Raw genomic sequence first — 24,888 nt, 5'->3', positions numbered from 1 at the left:
GCCTTCTAAGCCTGCGAGTTTAGGATGAGCTTGAGCGCGCTGCAATGCATCCTTCGATGAGTGTTGCAAATAGGGCGCACGGAGTGCAGCTCAAGAAGAGGCCGTTGTCGGAATCGGCAGCTCTGTTATAGCTGAAACGCTTATCGGCCGTCGCGGCGCGGAGGGAGAGGAAGACATGACCACCGAGGACAGCATCTTTGTGGGCGCCAGCCGGAACACCGACGACAGCTATCAAAAAGCCGAACGGCTCTTGCTGAAATACGCCAACCGGCATGGTCTTATCACCGGCGCGACCGGCACCGGCAAGACGGTCTCTCTGCAGATCCTGGCGGAAGCGTTCTCCGATGCCGGCGTGCCCGTTTTCTGCGCAGACATCAAGGGCGACCTCTCCGGGATCGCGATGAAAGGGGAGGAGAAGGATTTCCTTCTCAAACGGGCGGAGGCGGTCCGGCTGGAACCCTACACCTTCCGCGAGGCCCCCGTCATCTTCTGGGATCTGTTCGGCGAAAAGGGCCATCCGGTGCGCACCACCATCTCCGAGATGGGGCCGCTTCTTCTCTCGCGGCTGATGGACCTTTCGGAGGCGCAGGAAGGCGTCATCAACATCGCCTTCCGGGTCGCCGACGAAGAGGGGCTGCTGCTGCTCGATCTGAAGGATCTGCAGGCCCTCCTGGCGCACGTGGCCGAGCGCGCCGACGAGATCGGCACCCGCTACGGCAATGTCTCGAAACAGTCCGTGGGTGCCATCCAGCGCGCGCTTCTGGTCCTGGAGCAGCAGGGTGCGGCGCACTTCTTCGGCGAACCGGCGCTGGGAATCTCCGAGTTGATGCGCACCACGCGCGACGGGCGTGGCTATGTCAATGTGCTGGCAGCCGACAAGCTGATGATGAATCCGCGCCTCTACGCAACCTTTCTCCTATGGCTTCTGTCGGAACTCTTCGAGGCATTGCCTGAGGTCGGGGATCCGGACAAGCCACGGCTCGTCTTTTTCTTCGACGAGGCGCATCTGCTCTTTGACGAGGCGCCGAAAGTGCTCACCGAAAGGGTGGAGCAGGTGGTCCGCCTCATTCGCTCGAAGGGGGTGGGCGTCTATTTCGTGACGCAAAATCCTCTGGACGTGCCCGAAAGCGTGCTGGCACAGCTCGGAAACCGGGTTCAGCACGCCTTGCGCGCATACACCCCACGGGAGCAGAAGGCGGTGAAGACGGCGGCGGAGACCTTCCGCCCCAATCCAGACTTCGACTGCTTCGAGGCCATCACCAAGCTCGGTGTCGGCGAGGCGCTGGTCTCCACGCTGGAGGAGAAGGCGGTTCCCTCGATCGTCCAGCGCACGCTCATCCGGCCGCCGTCCTCGCGCATCGGCACCATTACCGATGCCGAGCGCCAGGCGGTCATCAACGCCAGCCCCGTGGCCGGGCAGTACGACAAGACGGTGGACAGGGAGTCGGCGTTCGAGCGGCTGCAAAAGAAGACCGAAAACGTGGCGAGCGCACCGCAATCCGGCCAGGAGCAGGAAAAGGCCGAAAGCGGCACGACCGGCTGGTCATTGCCCGATTTCGGCGGGGGAGGCTCCCGCTCCACCAGCCGTTCGTCCGGTCGCAGCTCCTATCGGCGCCAGTCGGTTACGGAAGCCGCGATCAAGTCCGTCGTCCGGTCGGTCGGCACGACCCTGGGCCGCGAACTGATCCGCGGCATCCTCGGCAGCTTGAGACGGCGCTGAAGGGAAGGGCTCTAAACCATGCTGGGCCCGTCGGTGACGAGGATCGGCGAGTCGATCGGGACCTGATCGTAGAGATGGATCACATCCTGGTTCATCATGCGCACGCAGCCCGATGAAACGGACTTGCCGATGGTCCACCATTCCGGCGAGCCGTGGACACGGTAAAGCGTGTCCTTGCCGTCCTCGTAGATATAGAGCGCGCGCGCGCCGAGCGGATTCATGATCCCCGGCTGCATGCCGCCGTTCCACTCGCCGGTCGCTTCATCATACTTCGCGCGGTACTCCTCAAGTTCCGGCTGGCGGTCGATCATTTCGGCGGGCGGGAACCATTTCGGCCACACGCGCTTGCGCGCAATCTCGGCGCGTCCCGACCATTCGAAGCCGGCACGGCCCAGGCCCACGCCGTAGCGCAGAGCTCTGCCGCCTTCCCGCACCAGATAGAGAAAATGCTGAGAGACATTGACAACGATCGTTCCGGGCCGTTCGCCGGTCGGGTCCGGCACTTCCTGGCGATAGAGGCGCGGATCGATCTTCTCAATAGGCACGGGCGGGATCTCGTAGCCGTTGTCCACCATAGGGCCGTACATGGCGCTGTAGGAAGCGGGACCGGGCTCCGGCTGGGGGAGTGGGCGGACTGCCGGCGGCGTCGACGGCACGCTCACGCAGGCCGAGAGGGAGAAAGTCGCCGCCCCCGCCGCTGCGGTGGTGAGCAGCCTGCGACGGGTGAGGACCCGTGGAAAATCATCGACTGTCGGCATGTCGTCTCTTCTGTATGGTGCGAATGGCTTTCATCCGAATGGTATCGTGATCTCCACCCTCCGGTCGGGACCGGTCCGGAGATGCGACAATATACGCATCTGCATTGCAATGTGATTCAGGCGTGAAGGTGATCCTTTTGGACGGCAGTGCTTTGTCCCCTCGCTTATGGCATTTTTGCAACGCTTTCGCCCGTTGCTGTATCCATCAACTTGACGTGATAAGTCCTTTGAGCGAGGGCAGAATCAGGTCCGGCGGGAAATCGGTGTACTCGTTCGGCTGCTGCGTGCGGTTGATCCATACGGTGCGGAATCCGTACAGCGCGGCGCCGGCGATATCCCAGCGGTTCGAGGACTGGAAGGACACGGCGTTGGGATAAATACGCCACGCCGTGGTTACCAGGTCGTAAACAGCGGGATCCGTCTTGAACTTGCCCGCCAGATCGGCCGAGAGGACGTCGTCGAGAACGGAGTCGAGGGCGGCCGAACGCACTGCGGCTTCCAGCATGGGCATCGACCCGTTCGACAGGATGGCCAGGCGGGCCCCTGCCGCCTTCAGCGCTTTCAGGACCGCCGGCACCTCCGGATAGCAGTCGAGATGCCAATAGGCCTCCAGCAGTGTGTCCCTGTGAGTCGGGTCGACGGAGGGCACCTTTTTGAGGGCGAAATCCAGCGCACGTTCCGTCAGGGTCCAGAAGTCGACGTGCCGGCCCATCAAGGTGGAGATCCAGGAATATTCCAGCTGCTTGGCGCGCCAGATTTCCGAAAGCACCTGGCCATCCGAACCGATCGCCCCGGCGTGGCGGCGCACGGCCGCGTGCACGTCGAAAAGCGTGCCATACGCATCGAAGACGAATGCGGAAAATTGCATGGGCGGAGCCTTGATCAAACGGCAACACTTGACCGCAACCGCCCCCTGCGGTCAAGAACCGCTGGACCGATCCTTGAAGGGGTGTGACAATTGACGAGGCAGAGCAAACCATTATCCCTGCCGCTTACGGGAAAAGACGCGGAGCCGAAACGATGAACGCCCTGCCGGAAGCGCAAAGCACCACCTGGACCTTTCTCGACGGCGAATGGCACGAGGGCAATGTGGCGATCGCCGGCCCGCGCACCCACGCCATGTGGCTCGGTTCCTCCGTCTTCGACGGGGCGCGCTGGTTCGAGGGAGTCGCCCCGGACATCGACCGCCACGCGGAGCGCGTCAACAACTCGGCACGCGCCATGGGCCTCGAGCCGAGCCGGCCGGTGGAAGAGATCGTCGCGCTGACCTGGGAAGGGCTGAGAAAGTTCGACGGCAAGACGGCCGTCTATATCCGTCCCATGTACTGGGCCGAGCACGGCGGCTATATGAGCGTGCCGGCCGATCCCGCCTCCACGCGCTTCTGCCTGTGTCTCTACGAGGCGCCGATGATCTCGCCGGCGGGCTTCTCGGTCTGCGTCTCGCGCTTCCGCCGCCCCACCTACGAGACCATGCCGACCAACGCCAAGGCGGGCTGTCTTTACCCGAACAACGGACGCGCCATTCTCGACGCCAAGGCACGCGGCTTCGACAATGCGCTGGTGCTCGACATGCTGGGCAACGTCGCCGAAACCGGCACCTCGAACATCTTCATGGTCAAGGACGGCCAGGTCTTCACGCCGGCGCCCAACGGCACCTTCCTTTCCGGAATCACGCGCACGCGCGTGATGGCGCTGCTTGCCGAAGCCGGTTCGCCGGTGGTGGAGAAAGCATTGAGTGTGCAGGATTTTCTCGGCGCCGACGAGGTCTTCTCGACCGGCAACCATTCCAAGGTTGTTCCCGTGACCCGCGTCGAGGATCGGCAACTGCAGCCCGGCCCCATGGCCAAGAGGGCGCGGTCGCTTTATTGGGAATGGGCGCATTCGACGCCCGCGGCTTAAGCTGATAGGAACCATCGGGCCGGCGCGGTGTTGTCGAACCGCGCCCTCGATCCCATCTGCAAGAAGCAGGATTTCAACCGCTGTTACGAGGGAGACCGAACATGGCCTTTGAACTGCCAGACCTGCCTTACGACTACGAAGCGCTTCAGCCCTACATGTCCAGGGAAACGCTTGAGTATCACCACGACAAGCACCACAAGACCTATGTCGACACCGGCAACAAGCTCGCGGCCGAAGCCGGCATGGACGGTCTTTCCCTCGAGGAGATCGTCAAGCAGTCTCACGGCAAGAATCAGCCCCTCTTCAACAATGCCGGCCAGCACTTCAATCACCTCCATTTCTGGAACTGGATGAAGAAGGACGGCGGCGGCAAGAGCCTGCCGGGCGCGCTGCAGACGGCCTTCGACAGCGATCTCGGCGGCTACGACAAGTTCCGCGCCGATTTCATCAATGCCGGCGTCACACAGTTCGGCTCCGGCTGGGCCTGGGTGGCCGTCAAGGACGGCAAGCTGGAGATCATGAAGACGCCGAACGGCGAGAATCCGCTCGTGCACGGCGGCACGCCGATCCTGGGCGTCGACGTGTGGGAGCATTCCTACTACATCGACTACCGCAACGCGCGGCCCAAATACCTCGAGGCCTTCGTCGACAACCTCATCAACTGGGACTACGTCCTCGAGCTCTACGAAAAGGCGACCGGCTGAGCCGACGCCGGCAGTGGACGCATTGGGAAACCCGGCCTTGCGCCGGGTTTTTCATTTGCGCTTTCCCGATCTCACGAAACCGTGAATGCATCTGCGGGACATTTGAGACATGCGTCGCTGTCAGCAACTATCATGCCGGTGAGCGAATCTCCGGAGCTAGCTGATGAAAAGACTTGCAATTTCCCTTTCCGCGCTTCTCGTCTCCTCTGTCGCCGTGGTCGCCGCCGACGATCCGATCGCGGTGCGGCAATCCCTGATGCAGGCCGTCGCCGGTGCGGCCGGTGCCTCGGGCGGCATGTTGAAGGGAGAGATCGATTATAATCCCGTCGTCGCCAAGGCGGCGATCGCCACGCTTTACGGCGTTTCCCAGGCCTATGGCGACTATTTCCCGGAAGGCTCCCAGAACGGCGATACGGATGCTGCTCCTGAGATCTGGGAGGATATGGAAGGGTTCCATAACGCGCTGGCCGATTTCCAGGCCGACGCGGCGGCCGCCTTCGAAGCGGCGGGCAAGGACGGCCCCGCGGATCTGGCGGCGTTCAAGGCGGCTGTTCAGCCGGTCCTTTCCAACTGTCGCGACTGTCACGAAAGCTTCCGCATCCAGGACGACTAGACCTCGATGCTGCGCAACCTGCTTTTTGGCGGCGCCGCCCTCGCGGTGCTGGCCGGTGCCGCGTTCTGGTTCCTGACGCGGCCGGAGGGGATTGGCAGTTCGGCCCTTGCGGCGGTCGGACCCGGCGATGCGACGCGCGGTGAGCGCATCTTCTGGGCAGGCGGCTGCGCATCCTGCCATGCGCGGCCGGAGGCCGAGGGGGAGCGCCTTCTGGAACTCTCCGGCGGGCTGGAACTGGAAACGGCGTTCGGGACGTTCGTGGCGCCGAATATTTCGCCCGATCCTGCGCAAGGGATCGGCGAGTGGGACGAGAGCGTCTTCGTCAACGCTATGCTGCACGGCGTCTCGCCGGAAGGCAAGCATTATTACCCGGCCTTTCCCTACCCCTCCTACGCCCGCATGGAGACGCAGGACGTCCTCGACCTTTTCGCCTATCTGAAAACACTGCCGCCGGCCGCGGAAGAAACGGCGCCGCATCGCCTTTCCTTCCCCTACACAATGCGGCGCGGTATCGGCCTATGGAAGCTCATCTACATGCATGAGGAGCCCTTGGTCGAGCTACCAGCCGATGCCCCGGAAGCGGTCTTGCGCGGGCGTTATCTTGTCGAGGGCCCCGGCCATTGCGGCGAGTGCCATACACCGCGCTCCTTCGCCGGCGGGCTGCAGTTCGAGCGCTGGCTGGCCGGTGCGCCGGCGCTCGAAGGCGACGGTCGGGTGCCGAACATCACGCCGAGCAGCGCCGGCATCGGCTCCTGGTCGGTTGCGGACATCACCTATTACCTCGAATCCGGCTTCACGCCGGATTTCGATTCCGTCGGCGGGGAGATGGTCGCCGTGCAGAAGAACATGGCCCGATTGCCGGAGGAGGACCGTGCGGCCATTGCGGCGTATCTGAAGGCGGTGCCGGAAGTCGAAGGGGAGTAGGCGCGCGAGTCCCTGCTACCGCCTCCGTGCGAAGCCTGGCGCCCGGGCTTTTCGATGCTTTTGCTGCCCTGCTGCCTTATTCCTCTATTCCCACCATCTTCAGGACAAAGGCATAACTCAGTGCCTTCTCCTCCAGACTCGAGAAGCGGCCGGAAGCGCCGGCGTGGCCGGCATCCAGGTTGATCTTCATGAGGATGGGATTGTCGCTCGTATTGTGGTCGCGCAGGCGCGCCACCCATTTTGCCGGTTCCCAATAGGTCACGCGCGGGTCAGTCAACCCCGCGAGCGCCAGGACGGCGGGGTAGGGCTGGTCCGCCATATTGTCATAGGGCGAATAGGCGGCGATCGTCTCGTAGTCTTCCCTGCTGGCGATGGGATTGCCCCATTCGGGCCATTCGGGCGGAGTGAGAGGCAGCGTGTCGTCGAGCATGGTGTTGAGCACGTCCACGAAAGGGACGGCGGCGACGATGGCGCGAAAATCCCGCGGCGCCATATTGGCGACCGCCCCCATCAGCATGCCCCCGGCCGAACCGCCCTCGGCGATCAGGCGGTCATGGCTGGTATAGCCCTCGGCCACGAGATGGCGGCCGCAGGCGATGAAATCGGTGAAGGTGTTTGTCTTCTTCTCGCGCTTTCCATCCTCATACCAGGCAAAGCCCTTGTCCTTGCCACCGCGGATATGAGCGATGGCGTAGACAAAGCCGCGGTCCACCAAGGAGAGCGGGTTGGTGCGGAAGGCGGCGGGAATGGTGATGCCGTAGGCGCCATAGCCGAACAGCAGGCAGGGCGCGCTGCCGTCGCGTGGCATACCGCGCCGATGGACCAGCGAAATGGGCACCAGCGCGCCGTCGGGCGCCGGCGCCATCAGCCGGCGCGTGACGTAGTCGGCCGGGTCGTGGCCGGACGGCACCTCCTGGGTTTTCAGAAGCGTCCGCGCGCGCGTGCGCATGTTGTAGTCGAACTCCTGCGCCGGCGTCGTCATGGAGGAGTAGGTGAAGCGGAAGACGTCCGTATCGTATTCGAAGGAACCGATGAGCCCCAGTGAATATGCTTCCTCGTCGAAGGCGATGACGTGTTCGTCACCGCTTGCGCGCTCGCGCACGACGATGCGCGGCAGGCCGTCCTTGCGTTCGAGCCGCACCAGATAATCCTTGAAGGCGAGCAGCGAGAGAATCAGCCGGCCCGGTTCGTGCGGAACCACCTCGCGCCAGGTAGCCGGGGACGGGTCGGCGGCGGGCGCGGTCATGATCTTGAAATCCTTCGCGCCGTCGCGGTTCGTCAGGATGAAGAACGCCTCGCCGGCGGGCTCCAGGTCGTATTGCACGCCCGTCTCGCGCTCTGCGACCAGCCGCGGGGCGGCGCGCGGATCGTCCGCCGGCAGTATGCGGTATTCGCTGGTCTCGTGGTCGTGGATGCTGATGAGGATCCAGTCGTTCAGCCGGCTGTCGACGACATTCATGAAAAAGCCGGGATCGGTTTCCTCGTAGATCAGCCGGTCTTCCGCCGCCGGCGTGCCCAGGGCGTGGAAGAAGACCTTGGAGGGGCGGTGGTTGTCGTCCAGACGGGTGTAGTAGAAGCCGTCGCCGCCGGCATTGAAGCTGCCGGAGCCGCTCGTGTTCTCCACCTGGTCCTCGAGATCGGTGCCGGACGGCAGCGCGCGCACCTTGAGTGTGTAGAACTCCGAGCCCTTGTCGTCATAGCTCCACAAGAGGTGGCCATGGTCCGGCGAGTGGTCGACGGTGCCGATGTGGAAATAGGCCCTGCCGTCCGCCTCGCCGTCGCCGTCGAGCAGCACCTCTTCCTCACCGCCCTCGCGCGGCACGCGGAAGAAGCGGGGATGCTCTCCGCCCTCGCGAAACGCGCTGCCATAGGCGAAGGGACCATCCTTCAACGGCACCGAGGAATCGTCTTCCTTGATGCGCCCCTTCATCTCGGCGAAAAGCGTCTTCTGCAGCCCTTTGGTATCCTCAAGGAACTGCTCCTGATAGGCGTTCTCGCCCTCCAGATGGGTGCGAATGTCCGCCGCGAGCCGAGAGGGATCCTTCAGCACCTCCTGCCAGTTCTCCGCCCTCAGCCAGGCATAGTCGTCCGTGCGCGTCACGCCATGGCGGGTATCCTCGTGCGGGCGGTTTTCGGGTCGCGGCGCGGAAGAGGGGGCCTGTGCTGACATCGGGCGCTCCTTGGTAAAGATGAAGATCGGATCCTGTCCGGGTCCGGGGGAATGAGCAGTCTTGCCGCATGACGTCAAGTCTGCAGGCTGGCTCCGGCGGTCATGGTGTCTCGGAGGGGTAGGGGCGCAAGCCCGTCCGAGCTTACCCCGACCCGTCGAATCGCGGCCGGTAATCCTGCGCGCCCCAGTGCAGGATCCTTCCGCTCCGGTGACGGCGCGTGCGCGGTTCGTAATGCCGGCTGAGTGCGGCAAGTGCGGTCTTCAGGACGACCTTGGCCGAGCGCACCGGCCAGCCGCGCTCCGCCTCGACGCGCTCCAGACCTTTGAGGAAACAGCAGACGTCGACCAGAACGCCGGCAAGTTCCGGTCCGACCGCCGCCAGTGCCTGTTCAACCCGCTGGCGTGCGGCCAGAGCGGATTCGGTCAGGTTGGCGAGGCCGTTATCCCCGCCGCCGCGGCGGCCGCTGGAGACCGACTCTTCCCAATTGGCGCCGAGGCGCGGCATGATCTGACCGCGGGTGTAGTCGGCGCGCAAGCGCTCGCCGGCGCGGAATTCGCTCTCCTCGAGAAAGGGTGTGCCATCCCTGCTGCGGCGGCGGGCGAGCTGGGCGAGGGGGGGATTCGGTCAGATTCGCCGTCAGCGTGCACTTCCCCTCCCGGGTGAGGTATGTGCGCTCGCCGATCTCCATCTGCTGGGCACGGAACGGCTCGCCGCCCTCAGCCAGGCTACGCCGTGCCAGCGCTTCCCCTTCCGGCGAGAGCACGAGATCGCCGCCGGCTTTTCTGACCAGGCCGTCATGCGTCAATCGGCGAACGGTCTCGACGCGTGCCGAGACCGTTCCGCGTTCACCGCCGTCGAGAAGCACGGTTCCCGTCTTTGCGGCCGGGCGCGGCGTTGCCGGTCCCTGGGAGAGAAACCGGGTCACCCGGAGCCGTTCCTTGCGCGCACGTAGCGTGGCCGTTTCCTCACGTTTCATCGCAGCACCTCCGACTGTCGGAAAGCCGCGGCGGTCACGCGCTCCGTCATGACGACGATGCGGTCAAAGTCCTCATCATCGCGCATGTCCTCGATCAGGTGGCATGCATGGAGAACGGTAGTGCGGTCGCGTCCGAAGCCACGGCCGATCTCGGCCATCGTCAGGCCCAGGACCACATGCGCGGCATACATGCCCAGCTGCCGGACGCGCGCGACATGGGTGGGCGACTTCCCCGGGCGGCGCAGCGCGCGCCCGCTTACGTTGAAAAGCGCGGCGACGATGTCGATCACGCAGTCGCAGATATCCGCGACCCGCTCGTCGCTCACCGGGCTCAGCCGCCTCGGGGGGCCGTCGGCAAGCGGGGCGGGATCGTTCTGGATCCCCTCTCGTCTCCAGGTGGCGGCGGAAATCGGCACGGGGTTGATTCCTCCATGGTGGAAAAAGGAATTTTTTCCTTTATAGCGCCGTGCGTTGTGAGCGTGAACAAATAAAGAACATTGATTTGGAAGGTTGCGTTTACCCCTTTGATATCAAAAGGTTTTTTCATCGGGACAAAAAATAGAACGACCGATTTATCCCCGCTCTGCGCTCGCGCGTCACACTCCGTGCATCAATGAAAGGAGGTTGCGAAGGGCATGATCGAAGATGAGGCGAAGGCATTCCGCGATGCCAGGAAGCGCGAAGTAGCCGAGGCAAGACAATGCGCGGCTTTTTTCCTCGTTTCCGGCATCGATCTCGCCGAGGCCCTGACGGCGAAGGGCGAGGAGCGCGCGGCGATCCTGGTTCGCCTTGCGCGATTGATCGAGCGGGAGCGGCTGAAGGGCTCGCGCCGGCACTGGAGCTACGATCTCAACCGGCACATTGCGCTCAAGCAGGCGTATGATCGTCTGAAAGGATGTGAGGAAGCCCGGCTTTCCGGCGCCCGGACCGCCGGAAATGTTTCTCCGGTGCGCCGCCGGCGCCGCCGTGAGATTGCGCGTCCGGCAGACCATGGGCGGTTCGCCGGCTCCCGCTGAGATGAGGGGCCGGCTCAACGAAAGGCGGCGCCCGCGGGGCGCCGCCATTTTCGTGTATAGCGAATGCTCTACTTGGATTTCGGCTTGCGGCCGAGACCCATCTTCTTGGCCAACTGCGAGCGCGCCACGGCATAGTTGGGAGCGACCATGGGATAGTTGGGGTCCAGCCCCCACTTCTCGCGATACTGCTCCGGCGTCAGTCCGTAATGCGTCATCAGGTGGCGCTTCAGCGATTTGAACTTTTTGCCGTCTTCCAGGCAGATGATGTAATCGTCGTGCACGGAGCGCTTCGGATTGACGGCTGGCTTCTGCTTCTCGGCAGGGGCCTGCTCTGCGCTACGGTTCACGCGACCAAGCGCTGCATGAACGTCAGCGATCAAGTTCGACAACTCCGAAGCAGGAACAGGATTGTTGCTCACATACGCAGCGACAACATCCGCCGTCAGTTCGATCAGCACCTCATCATTTTTCGTCTGTTGGTCATCCATTTCGATACCTATCCCCGGTTTTTCTTGAAAGTTTGTCGCACCTTCTAAGGTCTATAGATTCTGGAGCATCCACAATCTTACTCATCATTCCGGTACGCAATGGCGGAATGGATATTCACACTTCAGATATGTCGTCAACAGGAAATCTTTTTCAAGATCCGAATGGACTATATCTGTTATACTTGGTTGCATTTCACACATTTCAAGAAATATAGCGCTCACCGACACTTACACCCAGGTCGATGAACGCATCAAGGTCGTTGGCTGGATCGGTGCGGCTATTTCCGCTGCTCTTCCTTGAACTCGCCGATTGCCGCCATGTCGTCATGGACCGACCCTTCCCAGAGGCGGTAGCCAACCGCGTAGGCGGCTTTGGCGAGCAGGTGAGCGGAGAGGGGGGCGGTCAGCAGGAGAAAGACGATCGCCGCCAGGGCGCGCGTGACCGTGGCGTGGTCATGCGCATAGAACGCAAGCGCCAGAAGCAGAACCCCGGAACCGAGCGTCCCTGCCTTGGAGGCGGCGTGCATGCGCGAATAGAGATCGGGCAGGCGCAGGATGCCGATCGCGGCGACGAGCGTGAAACTCGCACCGATCAACATCAGCGCGCTAATGAGAAGGTTCATCAGCAGTTCAGTCATTGCTCTGATCCACATACAGGCCGCGTGCATCGTCCGAGATGAACTCATCCTCGTAGCGGCGGCTCATCACGAAGCGGGCGAAGGCCACGGTTGCGAGAAAGCCTACCAGCCCGAGCGCGATGGCGATGTCGAGATACAGCGTGAAGCCCGTACGAATGCCGATCACGACGATGAAGCCGATGGCCGTCGTCACCAGCATGTCGAGCCCCAGCACCCGGTCCGGCAGTGTCGGGCCGATGACGACGCGCACCACCGTGAGCAGGAACGACAGGCTCAGAATCCCGAGCGCGACGATCTCGGCGAAGGCAAGGATATTTTCACCGGTGATCATCGAAAGGCCTCCATGATCCTGCGTTCAAAACCCTGGGCGATGTCGCGCCGCAGCGCGTCGGGCTCCGAGCAATCGATGGCATGGATGTAGAGGAACTTGTGGTCCTCCGATACGTCCACCGAGAGCGTTCCGGGCGTGAGCGTGATCATGTTGGCCAGCAGCGTGATCTCGAGATCCCGCTCCACTTTGAGCGGATAGGCGAAAATGCCCGGCTTCAGGTTCATCCGCGGCGACAGAACCAGGAGCGCCACCCGCCAGGCCGACAACACCAGCTCGTACAGAAACAGCGCCGCCAGCGAGATGAACCGCATCCCACGGCGGAAATAGCCGAGGGAGCCCGCCTGTTCGCGGATGAGATACAGCGCGAGTGCACCGAGCAGGAAACCGAAGACAATATTGGAGAGCGTGAACGCGCCCGTGATGGCAGCCCAGACGAGGGCTAGAAGTATGTTGACGAGATACAGATTCACGGCCGCGCCTCCTCGGGGAAGATCGTGCGGATATAGCCGGAGGAATCCAGGATCCCACCGGCCGCCTTCTCGGCAATGCCGATCACAGGGGCTGGATAGAGCCCCATTATGAGGACCGGCACCGTCAGCGCCGTCAGTGCGGTGTAGCCGAGCAGCGGCGAAGTCGGCCTCTGCGGCGCGTCGGCCATTTTCGGACGCCAGATCGCCAGGATGAAAACGCGCCCGAGCGCCAGGGTCGTCAGAAGCCCGGTCGCCAGGATCGCGAAGGCAAGCCAGGGCTGGCCCGAATCGATCGAGGCCCGTACGAGCATCACCTTCGGCCACAGGCCCGAGGCCGGCGGAAGGCCGGCCACTGCCAGCATGAGGATGAGCGCAAACGCGGCGATCAGCGGGTTGGAGGCGTAGAGCCCGGAGAGCGTGCGCAGCGAATAGGTTCCGCCGAGCCCGTTCATGACGCCGGCGAGCAGATAGAGAGCCGTCATCACTATCATCGAGTGGAAGGCATAAAAGACCGTGCCGGCGAGGCCTTCCGCCGTGCCGAGCGCCAGACCGGCCAGCATGATGCCGACCCCGGAGATGACGACGAAGCCCAGCACGCGACGCAGATCCGATTGGGCAAGCGCTCCCATGATGCCGATGACCATGGTGCCGGCCGCCACCCAGGCGATCAGACCGGACAGCAAATTAAGCTCTGGCGGGAACAGCATGACCAGAACACGCAGGAGAGCATAGACGCCGACCTTGGTCAGCACGCCGCCGAACAGGGCCGCCGTGACGATGCGCGGTGTATGATAGGAGGCCGGCAGCCAGAAATTGACGGGGAAGGCCGCGGCTTTCATGCCGAAGGCAAGCAGGAAGAGCACCGCCAGCGTGGTCAGCGGTGCAATTTCCCGCAATCCGTCCGCTTTGCGCGCGATGTCGGCCATGTTGAGGGTGCCGAAAGCGCCGTAAAGCAGTGCAGTCGCGGTGAGAAAGAGCGTCGTTCCGACCAGGTTGAGGATGGCGTATTTGGTCGCGCCGTCGAGCTGTCGATGTTGCGAGCCCAATACCAGCAGACCGAAGGAAGAGATGAGGAAGACTTCGAACCAGACATAGAGATTGAAGATGTCGCCCGTCAGGAAAGAGCCGCTCACGCCCGCCATCATGAGCATCATGAAGGGATAGAAGCCGTACCTCCGCCCGACCGCGCCGATGTCGATCATGGCATAGAACGCGCAGACCAGGGCGGCGAGCGTGGCCACCAGCGCCAGCGAGGCCCCCAGCGCATCCGCCATGAAGGAGATGCCGAACGGCGGAAGCCATCGACCCATGGTCATGGCGAACGGCCCGTTCTCGAGCACGCGCACCAGAAGCCCGATGTTGCACAGGAATGTGAAGACGAGGCCGGTGACCGCGAGGCCGGCGTGAAAGCGCGTCTCATGCCGCACCATGAGCAGGACGGCGCCGAAGACGATGGGGATGGCCACCGGCGCCACCACGAGCCAGTCGGCCAGCGGAACGGGGGCGGTTACCATCGCGCCCGAAAGATCGACCGTATGACCTGGTTCGACAGCCATGTTTGCCTCAATACCCTAGGGGCGGGAGATCCTCGCCTTTCGGCTCGGCCACCCGCATGCCGTCCGTGTCGTCCGTGCCGAGCTCCTGATAGGAGCGAAAGGCAAGCACGAGCAGGAAGGCAAAGATGGAAAAGGAAATGACGATCGCCGTCAGGATGAGGGCCTGCGGCAGCGGATTGGCGACCGAACCGGCGGGAACGTCGAGATCGATCGGGATGATCGGCGGCACCTCGCGCGTGACCCGGCCGGCGGTGAAAATCGTCAGATTGACCGCGTTGCTGAAGACCGACACCCCGAGGAGGATGCGGATGATGTGCTTCGACAGCATCAGGTAGATGGAGACCGCGAAGAAGATGGCGACGGTGAAGGCGAGAATGGCTTCCATCACACATGCTCCCTTTCTTCCAGTGCCAGCGCGATGGAGCTGATCGACCCGACAACGACGAGATAGACGCCGATGTCGAAGAAGAGCACCGTAGAAACGTCCACGGGCAGTCCCAGGACGTTGATCACGGTCCACTGGCCGGTCAGGAACGGCATATCGAGGTACAGCGAGACCACGCCGGACATGGAGGAGACGAACAGCCCGAAGCCGGAAATCGCCATCGGATGAAAGTAGAGCGCGCGGCGCACCGGTGAAACGCCGCAGGCGATGCCGTAGATGGCGAAGGCCGAGGCGGCGATGAGACCGCCGATGAAGCCGCCGCCCGGCTCATTGTGCCCGCGCAGGAGCACGAACACCGAAAACAGCACCATCAGGCTGGTCAGATAGGGTGCGACCGTGCGGAAGATCAGCGTGCGCATTTCATGCCTCCACCTTTTCCGCGGTCCTGACCGGCGGCGCGTCCTTGGCACGCTTCGGCGCGGCCCCGGGCCGGATGCGGACGAGCGCGAGGATGACAAGCCCCGCGATCATCACGACGGCGATCTCCCCGAGGGTGTCGAGGCCGCGGAAATCGACGATGATGACGTTCACGATATTGCGCCCGTGGGCGATGACGCGGGCGTTCTCCGCGAAGAAAGCGCTGAGCGTCGCATCGAAGGGGATCTGCGTCACCTGCAGAAGCATGAGCCCCAGCCCGAGCCCGCAGAGCATGGCGATGGAAAAGTCGACCGCCTTTTCGCTGGTCGGGCGGTGGTCGGCCGGCGACAGGCGAAGCCGGGTCATGACCAGCGCCAGGATGACGACGGAAAGCGTCTCGACCATGAACTGGGTAAAGGAAAGGTCCGGAGCTCCGAGCAGCATGAACAGAAGCGCCACCGCGAAACCCTGGATGCCGAGGGAGACGATCGCCGTCAGCCGGTCGCGCGCATAAAGGATCGCCATAAGCCCGATGAAGGCGATGGCAAGCACAACCACCTCATAGAAGGGAAGTGCGGGGATGGTGGGCATCGAGGGCAATTCGCCGAAGGCGATCATCGGGATGAAGAGAGCGGCCGCGAGCGCGATGAACGTCACAGTCATGTAAATGTCGAGCCGGCCGTTCTGCACGAAGCCAGTCACCAGGGCCGAGATGCGGACGGTGCCGCGCACGGCCTGGTCAAACCCCTTGTCGGGGCCCCAGCCGATCGCCGCGAGCGTGGAGGCCATCGCTGTCCGCCCACGCTCCAGAGCAAGATAAAAGAGAATTCCGAGCGCGACGGTCACCAGCGAAAGGAAAAGAGGCATGCCGATGTGTGGCACCACGGTGATGGAGACAGAGACCGGCTCGCCGATCACGGCGCTGGACATGGGGTTCGAGACGTAGTGGTGGCTCCAGTCGGACGCAAGCGCCGTCAGCAGGCCGCTCACCGCAAGCACCACCGGCCCGAGCCACAGAAGAACCGGTCCCTCATGCGGGGATTTCGGTGTCTCCACCCGGTTGCCGAGGAACGGTTTCAGCGCCACGGCGAAGCCGATGGCGAACATCAGTGCATTGCCGAAGACTGCGACGAGGGTCAGAAGCAGGCTCCAGCCGTTGGCGAAGCCGAGGCCGGCATAGATCTCCTCCTTGGCCAGGAATCCGAAGAAGGGCCCGAGTCCACCCATGGACATGGCGGCGAGCACGGCGGCGAAGAAGGTGACCGGCATGGCGCGACCGATGCCGCCGAGCCTGGTGATGTCGCGCGTGCCCGTCTCATGGTCGATAGCGCCCGCCACCATGAAGAGCGTGCCCTTGAACATCGAGTGGGCGACCAGGTAGAGCACCGCCGCTTCCGCGGCGACCTTCGAGCCGAAGCCGGTCAGCATCACCAGAAGCCCGAGCGAGGCGACCGTTGTATAGGCGAGCATCAACTTCAAATCCGTCTGCCGGACGGCGAGCAGTGTGCCGACGATCAAGGTGGTGCCGCCGAAGATCGGCAGAATGGTCTCCCATGCGACCGTCTCGCCCATCACCGGATTGAGCCGCATGACGAGGTAGACACCCGCCTTCACCATGGTTGCCGAATGCAGATAGGCGGAGACCGGCGTGGGCGCTTCCATGGCGTTGGGCAGCCAGAAATGAAAGGGAAACTGCGCCGACTTGGTGAAGGCGCCGCCGAGAACTAGAAGCAATGCCGCAATATAGAGCGGCGCCTCGCGCAGCGCGTCTTCCTGGTCGAGCAGCGCCGAGAGCGAGGTCGCGCCGACGGCGTGGGTGACGACAAGAAGACCGGCCAGCAGCGAAAGCCCGCCGAGCCCGGTGACGATCAACGCCTGCAGGGCAGCTCGGCGCGAGGCCTCGCGCGCATGGTCGAAACCGATCAGCAGGAACGACGTGATCGAGGTCAATTCCCAGAAGACGAAGAGCGTGAGGAAGGAATCGGCCAGCACCAATCCCTGCATCGCGCCCATGAACATGAGGATGAAGGAGAAGAAGCGCCCTTGCTGCGCGTGTCCCTTCAGATAGCCGCCCGCATAGAGCACGATCAGTGCGCCGATGCCCGAGATCAGCAGCGCGAATGTGAGCGAGAGGCCGTCGATGTACCAGGAGAAATCCGTATCAAGGCTCGGAATCCAGGCGTAGCCGGCGCTTATCGTGTCCCCACCCGCCACCTGCGGCAGGAAGCCGGCGAAGTGGAAGAACGCGGCGAGCGGCACAAGCGCCAGGACCCACGCCGCATTGTGCCCGAACATCCGCGTGAGATAGGGTGCCGCGGCCGCACCGAGGAACGGCAGAATCAGGATCAGAAACGTCGACCACTGCCCATCCGCTGCCATCGAGTCCCCCTCTTATTATGTGCAGCCAGCGAATTGCGAAAGATCTCAGGGCTATGAAGCCTGAATCGCCGCCGTGACATAAACGGTCGCGCCGTGAGGGGCAAGGCGGGCGCGACAATAGGTCCAGCTATTCATCAATTTGCGGCGACAATATCAACAGCTTTACCTGAAAAAACAGGCCTGCTGCGCCTATATTTAGCTGGAGATAAAAGAGGAGCAGTGACTATGGCGGATCAGAAGCGGCCGAAGGTTCAAAAGAGTGAGGCGGAGTGGCGCGAACAGTTGACGCCCGAACAATATCACGTGACGCGCGAGCATGGCACCGAACGTGCTTTTACCGGTCCTTACTGGGACGACAAGCGGGAAGGCTTATATCGCTGCGTCAGTTGCGGACGTCCTCTTTTCGAATCGGAGACCAAGTACGATTCCGGCACCGGCTGGCCGAGCTTTTACGCGCCGGTGGACGATGACGCCGTTTCTCTCCATGAAGACCGGGGGCTCCTCATGAAGCGAACGGAAGTGCGCTGTGCCGACTGCGACGCCCATCTCGGCCATGTCTTTGACGACGGGCCGCAGCCGACCGGGTTGCGCTATTGCATGAATGGGACCGCGCTGGATTTCGAGGAAGAGAAGTAACCGACGGCCTGCATCCCGGGCAGATCAATAACCCGCGTCCGATATCGAAAAATCCGGTATGCGCCGGACTGCCACGGCGGCAGCCCGCGGCTATGCCGCCGCCATGGCGCCTTCGGCCTCGCGCTTGATGCGCTGGATCATGGCGCGCAGGCCGTTGGCACGCTGCGGCGTGAGATGCTCGTCGAGGCCAAGGGCGCGCAGCGCTTCTTCAGCGTCCGTGGCGAGGATCTCGCTTGCTCGGCGCTGGCTGAAAAGGGCCAGGACGATGGCCACAAGGCCGCGCACGATATGCGCATCGGAGTCGCCGCGGAAGGTGATGACCGGATCGGAGCCGTCGCCGATATTGGTCTGTAGCCACACCTGGCTGACGCAACCGCGCACCTTGTGCCGATCGTCGCGCGCTGACTCGGGATATTCCGGCAGCTCGTTTCCCAGCTCGATGATATAGCGGTAACGCTCCTGCCAGTCGTCCAGGAACGCGAAATCGTCGCGGATCGTGTCGATGGTCGTTGTCATGGCCTGCATATAGTGTTTCTCGCCGCGAGCGTCACGGAAAAATCCCGATTCACGGGTGCAGGTCTTCAGTCCTGCGGCGCAGAGGTGCCGACGACGGGTTCCTCAGGGGTGGGGGCTTCCTGCGGTTCCGCCTGCGGCGATTCCTCGCCGCCAGACAGTTGCTCGGCGAGCCGCAAGCCTTCCCGCACGCGTGTGGCGATCGTACGCATTGCCGCGCTGGCGACGGCACAGACCTGTGGCTGGCGTTCACACAGGCGGGCGACGTCGCGAACGGCCTCGCCGGCGGCACCCAGCGTCTCCAAGGGAGTGACCGGTTCGACATCCGGAGCGTGGCCATGCGTGCCCAACGGGATGAACAGGAGCGCCAGCGACAGCCAGAAAGCGCAGCGGATCAGGAATCTCATGGTTCACACGTCTCCTGTGCGGCCTTCGCCCGTGACGGGCAGGGCCGTGGGGCTTGGGTGAAATGCTACGCTTGGGCCCTGAGGAATTGGCTAAAATTCTCGGTAAACAAGCAGAAAAGCCGGAAAATCGGCTCTTGAAGCGTATTTGGTTCAAGTTCTCATAACTTTGGCATTTAGTGCTTAACCAGCCAAACCCCCGCCATCGTTCGGCAATCAGTTTTCCCGCGGCTTGAATCGGGACGCATGGGAGCCGTTATTTCCGCGCGCTGACGGGCGACCCTTTGTTAACCATGCGGGCATTCGCACCTTCGCGCCGCCTGCTTTTCGCGCGCGGCGCGGCGTTCGGCGCCGGCAATTTATCCTTTCCTTAAAGGCTGGGTGCGAGGGTCGCGACGAGAACAAGAGCCCGCCAAGCGGACACAAGCTGAGCGCGTCGAGTTGAGTACACGAGAGTTCCATGTCGCAAATCGGCTCCAGGGCATGCAGGCCGCATGCGCCCGCCTGCTGCATCCGTCCGTGACGGGCGAGGCCGAGCGCGCGCGTCAACTACGCCTTCTTCAGGTCCTCTTTGCCGCCCCTGCATTTGCAGCGCTTGCGGCTGCGCTCGTGCTCGCCGGATGGGGTGGCGGCACGACCGTTTTGAGCGGTGTGGCGATGGTGTTCGGCCTCGGGCTGCTTGCTCCATTCGCGCTGATCGCCACGGGACGTCGCGATCTCGTCGAGCCGGCCGCGGTCATCCTCGGCATGGCAGTTGTCGCCGGCCTGATCGCCGTCGGCGGCGGACTTGCCTCACCACTTGCGGCGATGGCTGCCGTGCCGGCGGTGGAAGCCGGGTGGATCGCCCGCAATCGCAGGGCCGCTGGTATCGGCCTTGCTGCGGGAGGCGCTGGCGTGGTGCTCGGCGCCGGCGCAGCCGCGGCTTTGCCGGATGTGGCGTCCACGGTTTCGGGTTCAGCCTGGCAGTGGATCGTGCCGCTTGCCTACGCCGCCACCATCGTCCTCCGACTTTCCTCCGGCCTTTTCGAGACGCGCGGGGAGACCGAGTCCCGGCAGCCGCCGGTCGAGGACATCATCGGGGCGGTCGTCCTCGGCCTGCGTTCGAACGGCGATGTCGCGCATGCTTCCGAGCAGGCTCGAAGACTTCTGGCGGTCGCGCCCGAGATGCTGCTGGGCCCCGGCCTCTTCGACCGTCTCCACGTCGCCGACCGCGTATCCTACATGAGCGCCCTGGCGGACCTGAGGGAGGGAGCCGAGTCGCGCACAGTGCGGCTGCGCGTGAGGATGCCGGCGGATGACGGCGTTCCGGGAGGGCACTATCGTAGCGTGATCGCAGACATGGTCGCCGATCCTGAAGGGACGATGATCGCCGTTCTTCGCGACGATGCGGCCACCGACGAACTGCAGGCGGCGCTTGCCAGGGCGAAAGAAGCCGCGGAAGGCGCGACACTTGCCCGTGATCACTTCGTGGCTTCCGTGAGCCATGAACTGCGTACGCCGCTCAATGCCATTGTCGGCTTCTCCGATGTCCTTGCCAATGAAATGTTCGGTGGCTTCGCGAACGACAAGCAACGTGAATATGTGGGCCTTATCCGCCAGGCGAGCGGGCATCTCCTGTCGGTGGTGAACGGTGTTCTGGACATCTCGAAGCTGCAGTCGGGCACCTATGCGCTGGCGGCGGAGCCTTTCGCATTCGACGAGGCGGTCGATTTGTGCGTCGCGCTGATGGCGCGCGAGGCGGAAGCAAAGGCGGTGGCCTTGAAGACCGATATCGCAAAGGACATCGGTATGGTGCATTGCGACCGCCGTGCGCTTCAGCAGGTGCTCATCAACTTGATTTCCAATGCCGTGAAGTTTACGCCCTCGGGAGAGGTGAAGGTGACGGCGCGACGTTCTGGCGATCGGCTGGACCTTACCGTCAGCGATACGGGGATCGGCATGGCCGCCGATGACCTGGAGCGGGTAGGGACGCCTTTCACGCAGGTGCAGAACGGCTATTCGCGCCAGGGCACGGGACTCGGGTTGGCGCTGGTCAAGGGGCTGGTGGGCCTGCAGGGCGGCGGCATGAGCATCGAGAGCGCGCCGGGCGCCGGCACACGCGTGCACGTTTCGCTGCCGGCCAGCGATGTGAGGCGAGACGAGGAACTGGAGGTTGCAGGTGCCGCGGACGGCGGAGCGAACTGGAGTGGCGAGTGGAACGATGAAACACTACGCAAGAGCGCCTGAACGCCGCCGGCGTAGCGGCTGGTTCGGTGCGGGGCTTTCTGCCGCGGGGTCCGCCGTTGCGCGCAATCCGATTGCGGTGGGGGGAACGACGGCCTTTTTCGTGTCGCTGGCCTTCGTTTCGGCCAACGCACTATGGTATCAGCCGCAGATGCACCCCAGCGCTTTCGTGTCGACGCGCGCCTCTCAATTCGCCGTGCCCGAGCAGGACATGGCTCCTCAACCTCAAGCCGTACCGCGCGAAGAGGCGCGCCGCGCGCCCGCCGAACCGCGGCGGCAGCCGGCACCGGAACCCGAGACAACCGGCTCGGTTGCCGAGGACACGGACACTCAGCCTGCTGAGGCAGGTGATCCGACGGTGCGGGCGGTACAGAACGTTCTCAGCGAACTGGGGCTTTACCGCGGGCCGGTCGATGGCCTGACGGGACCGCAGACGCGCGGGGCGGTGGAGACATACCGGCGCATCGTCGGACTCGAGGAAAACGGCGAGATCGATGCGCCCTTGCTGCAGCAGCTCGGTCTGGAAGAGGCGACCGCGAATGCTGCCCCGCCGCGTCCTGCGCCACGCCCGGCGCCGCAAGCCGATGGGGCGGTGCAGACCGCTTCCCTGGATACCGCCGCCGCGCAGGCAGCGGGCGATCCGACGGTCGAGCGCGTCCAGGCGGCCCTGAAGGCCTTCGGCAACGACGATATCGAGGTTGACGGTGTCCTGGGCGAGAACACGCGCGGGGCGATCCGCGAGTTCCAGTCCTTGTTCGGCCTGCCGGTGACGGGCGAACCGGACGAACCGCTTCTTTCCAAGATGCGCGAAATCGGGCTGACCAACTGATCCGCCGATTGAGGACCGCTCAATGCGCGTGACCAGCGACTTGTGGGTGTCGGTGCTGGTGAGGCGCATTTTCTCCGACGGCGGTTTCGCGGCGGTCAGGCGCAGGGGTGCGAAGGAGGCAGGCGCCATCTTCGTGATTCGGCGCACGCGCCTGGGCGAACTGGAGCTCTTCGCGCCGGCCTCGCAGACCAGCTATGACGAGGCGCGACCGAGTGACCGGCAGTTCGTGCGTCTTTCCGCCACGGGAGATGAGGAGGCGGTGGAAAAACGCCTGGAGCGCGAGATTCGCTTCGACCCGGACGTATGGATCGTCGAGATCGAGACGGCCGCGGAGGTGGACAGCTATCTGGCGCTGGCCAGCGACTGATGTGCGGCACCCGTTCGCTGCCCCTTCAGGCGCCAGAAGACGACCTTTTCCCGCGCACTTTCCACCGAGGTGGCTTGGTAGCGCTCTACGAAGAGGCGGATGCCGGCGGCATGCGCCAACTGGGCCGGGTAGGCCGTCGCACTGATCAGAAACGCTTGTTCGACCGTCAGTCCGAGTGCTTTCAAGCCGGTGAGGAGATCGGAGTAGACGATGCCGTCGGCGAGGCGGCGCGCCTCTGACAGCGAAATCGAGAGCGCCTCGGCGAGCGCGGCGGCGAACGCGGCTTTGTCCCCGGCAAGCACGGAATCCCGCAAGCGGCGGTACGTCTCTTCCGATCCATGCAAAGCGATCTCGCGGGTTTCCTCTGTTTCGGCTTTCCTTTCCTCCGCTTCCCGCATGACCGCGCGCAGTTGTCGGCGTGCTTCTTCCAGCGCGTCTTCAGCTTGTTCCGAATTGCCGGAGATTTCGGCTGCGCTTTCTGCCCGCGCGATGAGCGCACGGATAAGGTCGGCCACCACGGGATTGAGGTCGTCACGCCTGGCAATGGCGCGCGCATGCGGCAGGCCGTGGCGGGCGATGAGCCTGATCAGATCGACATCGCCGAGGGTGCGTGAACGCACCAGGAGCGGCGCAGAAATTCCCACGGGCTCGGCGCAGAGCCTGCGCACGAGCCCGGGCGGGGCTGGATCGCATTCGCAGAGCGCCGCCGCAGCGAAACGGCGCGCCTCGGCCGGCACGGAATCGTAGAGGCCGAGGGCGAGATCGTCGAGTTGGACGAGCTCATTGCGCGTCGGCCGGGCGAGGCTGCAAAAGCTGGAGATGGCCGCACGGAAGAGCCGCTCTCCATTGCCCGCCTGCCCCCTGAACGCGATATGCCTGAAATCCGCAGTCGACACGCAGCAACGCCTGGACACAACATGGGTTAATTCGGCACGGCGGTGACCACCGTGCCCGTTTCGCTCAAATTATCGGGAATGCGTTAGCGACCCATTAACCGCGCCGTTAAGCAAAGTCTTCACCATGGGGGGTGCGCCGGGGCGGGTTGCATAAAGGGTTTTTTAACCATAATCGGCGTTGATGACGCGCGGAGGCGTTGCGTACCCACTCCGGCACGATGCGGGAACGTGAGATATGGCCACGATCTTTTCCTTCAAGCCCGACCATACGCCGGCACGCGCGCGGCGGGCGCTCCCGGCCGGGGGCGCCGAGGTCATCATTTTCCCCGGTGTGCGCTATGAGCGCGTACAATCCGCAGCTTGCAAGAAGGTTTCCGCCGGCCCGCGCAGTGCCAAGCGGCGGAAGAAGCGCTGAAGGCCGTCAGTCGGCCTGTCCGGGCGCGCAGCGGATGCCTTCCAGAAAGGTCTCGGCGACGCCGCGCCACGTCTCGTCGGGAACGAAGGCGCGAAAGAGCAGCAGTCCCTCCGCGGAATCGACCTCGATGAACACCGAATCGCGGAACGCCGCCGGAACGGCCCGCCGCATCCGCAGCATCTGCTCCGGAGTCAGGACGACGAGATCGAGGTCCTTGCCCGCCATCGCCCGATCGCTGATGCTGAAGACGTTGAGTCCGTTGCGGTCGTAGATGGACATGGACCAGAAGGGGACCGCGCCGCTGCCGCGAACGTGAAGTGTCCCGTCGCCGAGATCGAACGGGCAGACCGCGGCCTCGATAAAGGGATTGGCCGGCTCTGGAACGTCCGCACCGAGGACCGCCCGCTCCAGGCGGACCGTTTCGAAGGGGCGTGCGACAGCGGACAGACGGGTCCAGACATCCTCAGTGGAATAGCGCGGCACCAGGACGAGGATGACGATGTGCACGATGGCCGCCCCGACGAGTCCGAGCAGGACGGCATGGAGGATCCTAAGCATCGCACCCCGTCCTTGTGATTTCCGGCAGTGAAAGCCCTTGTGCTTCAGCACCGTTGGTCGCCGGCGTGTCGAAGAGAGTGAGCACGAGGCGCAACTCCCCCGTGCCGGTGAGAGCCAGCCAGTTTCCCGGTGCGGGATGGGGCGAGACGGTGATCGCGAAGCCGTTGTCGGGCGTGCGCAGAATCCGCCAGGAGTGCAGGGCGGTTTGACGGCGATGAAGCGGAGGCAGCAGCGCGCCGCCGGGCGCGGCGGCATAAAGCGTCCAAAGACGCGCCACCGGCATCGGTCCCTCGATCCTGTAGGTGCAGCTCCGACTGAGACTCTGCCCGGCCGAATCCCGCATGGCGGTGAAAACGATGCCTTCCGAGCGGCCAAGCGGGATGCCGCCTTCGCGGGCAAAGCGCGCCCGGGAATAGGGATCGGCTTCACGGGTTCCCATGCTTGGATAAGCCGTCCACGGCCCCGCCCTGACGGCGCCGATGGGCGGCGCCTCCTCCAGCATCAGCCACACGCTCGCCGCACCTCCGCCGATCGCTATGACGAGCGAGAGCAGGACAAGGAATACCGTTTTCAGCATGAGTGTCCGCGACGGATGTTTTCAA

At 63.8% G+C, this 24,888-nt stretch carries 27 protein-coding genes and 2 pseudogenes; 11 read left to right on the top strand and 18 right to left on the bottom strand.

Annotated features, from left to right (window positions below; genetic code table 11):
* Positions 1-175 precede the first annotated feature (175 nt).
* Positions 176-1,720 (top strand): DUF853 domain-containing protein, encoded by a 1,545-nt coding sequence (locus SIN08_RS14140; RefSeq protein ID WP_322452242.1) that lies wholly within the window; start codon positions 176-178, stop codon positions 1,718-1,720.
* Between the two features lie 11 nt (positions 1,721-1,731).
* On the opposite strand, the gene SIN08_RS14135 is transcribed toward SIN08_RS14140, so the two are convergent.
* The gene (locus SIN08_RS14135; protein ID WP_322452241.1) at positions 1,732-2,478 is read right to left on the bottom strand and encodes a L,D-transpeptidase; all 747 of its coding nucleotides are present in this window, start codon (positions 2,476-2,478) and stop codon (positions 1,732-1,734) included.
* 205 nt (positions 2,479-2,683) lie between these two features.
* Positions 2,684-3,346, bottom strand: a complete 663-nt coding sequence (locus tag SIN08_RS14130) for a haloacid dehalogenase type II (RefSeq protein ID WP_322452240.1) — start codon at positions 3,344-3,346, stop codon at positions 2,684-2,686.
* 152 nt (positions 3,347-3,498) lie between these two features.
* On the opposite strand from SIN08_RS14130, the gene SIN08_RS14125 reads away from it, so the two are divergent.
* The 4 genes from SIN08_RS14125 (at position 3,499) to SIN08_RS14110 (ending at position 6,618) form a co-directional block, all read left to right on the top strand.
* Positions 3,499-4,377, top strand: a complete 879-nt coding sequence (locus SIN08_RS14125) for a branched-chain amino acid aminotransferase (RefSeq protein ID WP_322452239.1) — start codon at positions 3,499-3,501, stop codon at positions 4,375-4,377.
* Positions 4,378-4,478: 101 nt separating this feature from the next.
* Positions 4,479-5,081, top strand: coding sequence for a superoxide dismutase (locus SIN08_RS14120; RefSeq protein ID WP_322452238.1), 603 nt, complete (start codon positions 4,479-4,481; stop codon positions 5,079-5,081).
* A gap of 163 nt (positions 5,082-5,244) precedes the next feature.
* On the top strand, positions 5,245-5,694 hold the full coding sequence (locus tag SIN08_RS14115) for a cytochrome c (protein ID WP_322452237.1): 450 nt from the start codon (positions 5,245-5,247) through the stop codon (positions 5,692-5,694).
* Between the two features lie 6 nt (positions 5,695-5,700).
* Positions 5,701-6,618, top strand: coding sequence for a cytochrome c (locus tag SIN08_RS14110; RefSeq protein ID WP_322452236.1), 918 nt, complete (start codon positions 5,701-5,703; stop codon positions 6,616-6,618).
* A gap of 76 nt (positions 6,619-6,694) precedes the next feature.
* Here the strand turns inward: SIN08_RS14110 and SIN08_RS14105 are convergent, their stop codons facing one another.
* The 3 genes and pseudogenes from SIN08_RS14105 to SIN08_RS14095 form a co-directional block, all read right to left on the bottom strand.
* Complete coding sequence (locus tag SIN08_RS14105; protein WP_322452235.1) at positions 6,695-8,788, bottom strand: S9 family peptidase; 2,094 nt, start codon at positions 8,786-8,788, stop codon at positions 6,695-6,697.
* Positions 8,789-8,930: 142 nt separating this feature from the next.
* Positions 8,931-9,765 (bottom strand): annotated as a pseudogene (locus tag SIN08_RS14100) (DUF6456 domain-containing protein).
* A complete protein-coding gene (locus tag SIN08_RS14095; protein ID WP_322452234.1) occupies positions 9,762-10,181 on the bottom strand; it encodes a helix-turn-helix domain-containing protein in 420 nt (139 codons plus the stop codon). Before SIN08_RS14095 ends, SIN08_RS14100 begins: the two are co-directional and overlap by 4 nt.
* A 219-nt stretch (positions 10,182-10,400) precedes the next feature.
* On the opposite strand from SIN08_RS14095, the pseudogene SIN08_RS14090 reads away from it, so the two are divergent.
* A pseudogene (locus tag SIN08_RS14090) lies at positions 10,401-10,661 on the top strand (cytoplasmic protein); the annotation flags it as partial.
* A gap of 188 nt (positions 10,662-10,849) precedes the next feature.
* Here the strand turns inward: SIN08_RS14090 and SIN08_RS14085 are convergent.
* From SIN08_RS14085 to SIN08_RS14050, 8 genes are all read right to left on the bottom strand, one after another.
* On the bottom strand, positions 10,850-11,269 hold the full coding sequence (locus SIN08_RS14085) for a MucR family transcriptional regulator (protein ID WP_322452232.1): 420 nt from the start codon (positions 11,267-11,269) through the stop codon (positions 10,850-10,852).
* 278 nt (positions 11,270-11,547) lie between these two features.
* Positions 11,548-11,907 (bottom strand): monovalent cation/H(+) antiporter subunit G, encoded by a 360-nt coding sequence (mnhG, locus tag SIN08_RS14080; protein WP_322452231.1) that lies wholly within the window; start codon positions 11,905-11,907, stop codon positions 11,548-11,550.
* Entirely contained in the window at positions 11,900-12,238 is a 339-nt protein-coding gene (locus SIN08_RS14075; RefSeq protein WP_322452230.1) for a cation:proton antiporter, read from the bottom strand. The genes mnhG and SIN08_RS14075 overlap by 8 nt, the downstream gene beginning before the upstream one ends.
* On the bottom strand, positions 12,235-12,708 hold the full coding sequence (locus SIN08_RS14070) for a Na+/H+ antiporter subunit E (RefSeq protein WP_322452229.1): 474 nt from the start codon (positions 12,706-12,708) through the stop codon (positions 12,235-12,237). The genes SIN08_RS14075 and SIN08_RS14070 overlap by 4 nt, the downstream gene beginning before the upstream one ends.
* Positions 12,705-14,264 (bottom strand): Na+/H+ antiporter subunit D, encoded by a 1,560-nt coding sequence (locus SIN08_RS14065; protein WP_322452228.1) that lies wholly within the window; start codon positions 14,262-14,264, stop codon positions 12,705-12,707. Before SIN08_RS14065 ends, SIN08_RS14070 begins: the two co-directional genes overlap by 4 nt.
* Positions 14,265-14,271: 7 nt before the next feature.
* Positions 14,272-14,649, bottom strand: coding sequence for a Na+/H+ antiporter subunit C (locus SIN08_RS14060; RefSeq protein ID WP_322452227.1), 378 nt, complete (start codon positions 14,647-14,649; stop codon positions 14,272-14,274).
* The gene (locus SIN08_RS14055; protein WP_322452226.1) at positions 14,649-15,068 is read right to left on the bottom strand and encodes a Na+/H+ antiporter subunit B; all 420 of its coding nucleotides are present in this window, start codon (positions 15,066-15,068) and stop codon (positions 14,649-14,651) included. The genes SIN08_RS14060 and SIN08_RS14055 overlap by 1 nt, the downstream gene beginning before the upstream one ends.
* 1 nt (position 15,069) lies before the next feature.
* Positions 15,070-17,445 (bottom strand): putative monovalent cation/H+ antiporter subunit A, encoded by a 2,376-nt coding sequence (locus SIN08_RS14050; RefSeq protein ID WP_322452225.1) that lies wholly within the window; start codon positions 17,443-17,445, stop codon positions 15,070-15,072.
* 225 nt (positions 17,446-17,670) lie between these two features.
* Between SIN08_RS14050 and msrB the strand changes: the two genes are divergently transcribed.
* Positions 17,671-18,081: a peptide-methionine (R)-S-oxide reductase MsrB gene (gene msrB / locus SIN08_RS14045; protein WP_322452224.1), complete on the top strand. Its 411-nt coding sequence runs from the start codon at positions 17,671-17,673 to the stop codon at positions 18,079-18,081.
* 90 nt (positions 18,082-18,171) lie between these two features.
* On the opposite strand, the gene SIN08_RS14040 is transcribed toward msrB, so the two are convergent.
* The gene (locus SIN08_RS14040) at positions 18,172-18,597 is read right to left on the bottom strand and encodes a SufE family protein (protein ID WP_322452269.1); all 426 of its coding nucleotides are present in this window, start codon (positions 18,595-18,597) and stop codon (positions 18,172-18,174) included.
* Positions 18,598-18,662: 65 nt separating this feature from the next.
* On the bottom strand, positions 18,663-19,001 hold the full coding sequence (locus SIN08_RS14035; protein WP_322452223.1) for a DUF5330 domain-containing protein: 339 nt from the start codon (positions 18,999-19,001) through the stop codon (positions 18,663-18,665).
* A 480-nt stretch (positions 19,002-19,481) separates the two neighbouring features.
* Here SIN08_RS14035 and SIN08_RS14030 point away from each other — a divergent pair, with 480 nt between their 5' ends.
* Genes SIN08_RS14030 through SIN08_RS14020 form a run of 3 tightly spaced genes read left to right on the top strand, consistent with a single transcriptional unit; the run spans position 19,482 to position 22,417 of the window.
* Complete coding sequence (locus SIN08_RS14030; RefSeq protein WP_322452222.1) at positions 19,482-21,224, top strand: PAS domain-containing sensor histidine kinase; 1,743 nt, start codon at positions 19,482-19,484, stop codon at positions 21,222-21,224.
* Complete coding sequence (locus tag SIN08_RS14025; protein ID WP_322452221.1) at positions 21,199-22,050, top strand: peptidoglycan-binding domain-containing protein; 852 nt, start codon at positions 21,199-21,201, stop codon at positions 22,048-22,050. The genes SIN08_RS14030 and SIN08_RS14025 overlap by 26 nt, the downstream gene beginning before the upstream one ends.
* Positions 22,051-22,072: 22 nt before the next feature.
* A complete protein-coding gene (locus SIN08_RS14020) occupies positions 22,073-22,417 on the top strand; it encodes a DUF1491 family protein (RefSeq protein ID WP_322452220.1) in 345 nt (114 codons plus the stop codon).
* Here SIN08_RS14020 and SIN08_RS14015 read toward each other — a convergent pair.
* Positions 22,393-23,313, bottom strand: a complete 921-nt coding sequence (locus SIN08_RS14015; RefSeq protein ID WP_322452219.1) for a hypothetical protein — start codon at positions 23,311-23,313, stop codon at positions 22,393-22,395. The two genes, SIN08_RS14020 and SIN08_RS14015, sit on opposite strands and share 25 nt — an antisense overlap.
* A gap of 235 nt (positions 23,314-23,548) precedes the next feature.
* Between SIN08_RS14015 and SIN08_RS14010 the strand changes: the two genes are divergently transcribed.
* Positions 23,549-23,728: a hypothetical protein gene (locus tag SIN08_RS14010; protein ID WP_322452218.1), complete on the top strand. Its 180-nt coding sequence runs from the start codon at positions 23,549-23,551 to the stop codon at positions 23,726-23,728.
* A 6-nt stretch (positions 23,729-23,734) separates the two neighbouring features.
* On the opposite strand, the gene SIN08_RS14005 is transcribed toward SIN08_RS14010, so the two are convergent.
* The gene (locus SIN08_RS14005) at positions 23,735-24,286 is read right to left on the bottom strand and encodes a DUF1254 domain-containing protein (RefSeq protein ID WP_322452217.1); all 552 of its coding nucleotides are present in this window, start codon (positions 24,284-24,286) and stop codon (positions 23,735-23,737) included.
* Positions 24,279-24,863 (bottom strand): DUF1214 domain-containing protein, encoded by a 585-nt coding sequence (locus SIN08_RS14000; RefSeq protein ID WP_322452216.1) that lies wholly within the window; start codon positions 24,861-24,863, stop codon positions 24,279-24,281. The genes SIN08_RS14005 and SIN08_RS14000 overlap by 8 nt, the downstream gene beginning before the upstream one ends.
* Between the last annotated feature and the right edge of the window lie 25 nt (positions 24,864-24,888).

This window comes from Chelativorans sp. M5D2P16, assembly GCF_034427935.1.
In the GTDB taxonomy this organism is placed as follows: Bacteria; Pseudomonadota; Alphaproteobacteria; order Rhizobiales; family Rhizobiaceae; genus Chelativorans.
The sequence above is the reverse complement of the archived record's forward strand: the minus strand, read 5'-3'. Positions and strand labels throughout refer to the sequence as shown.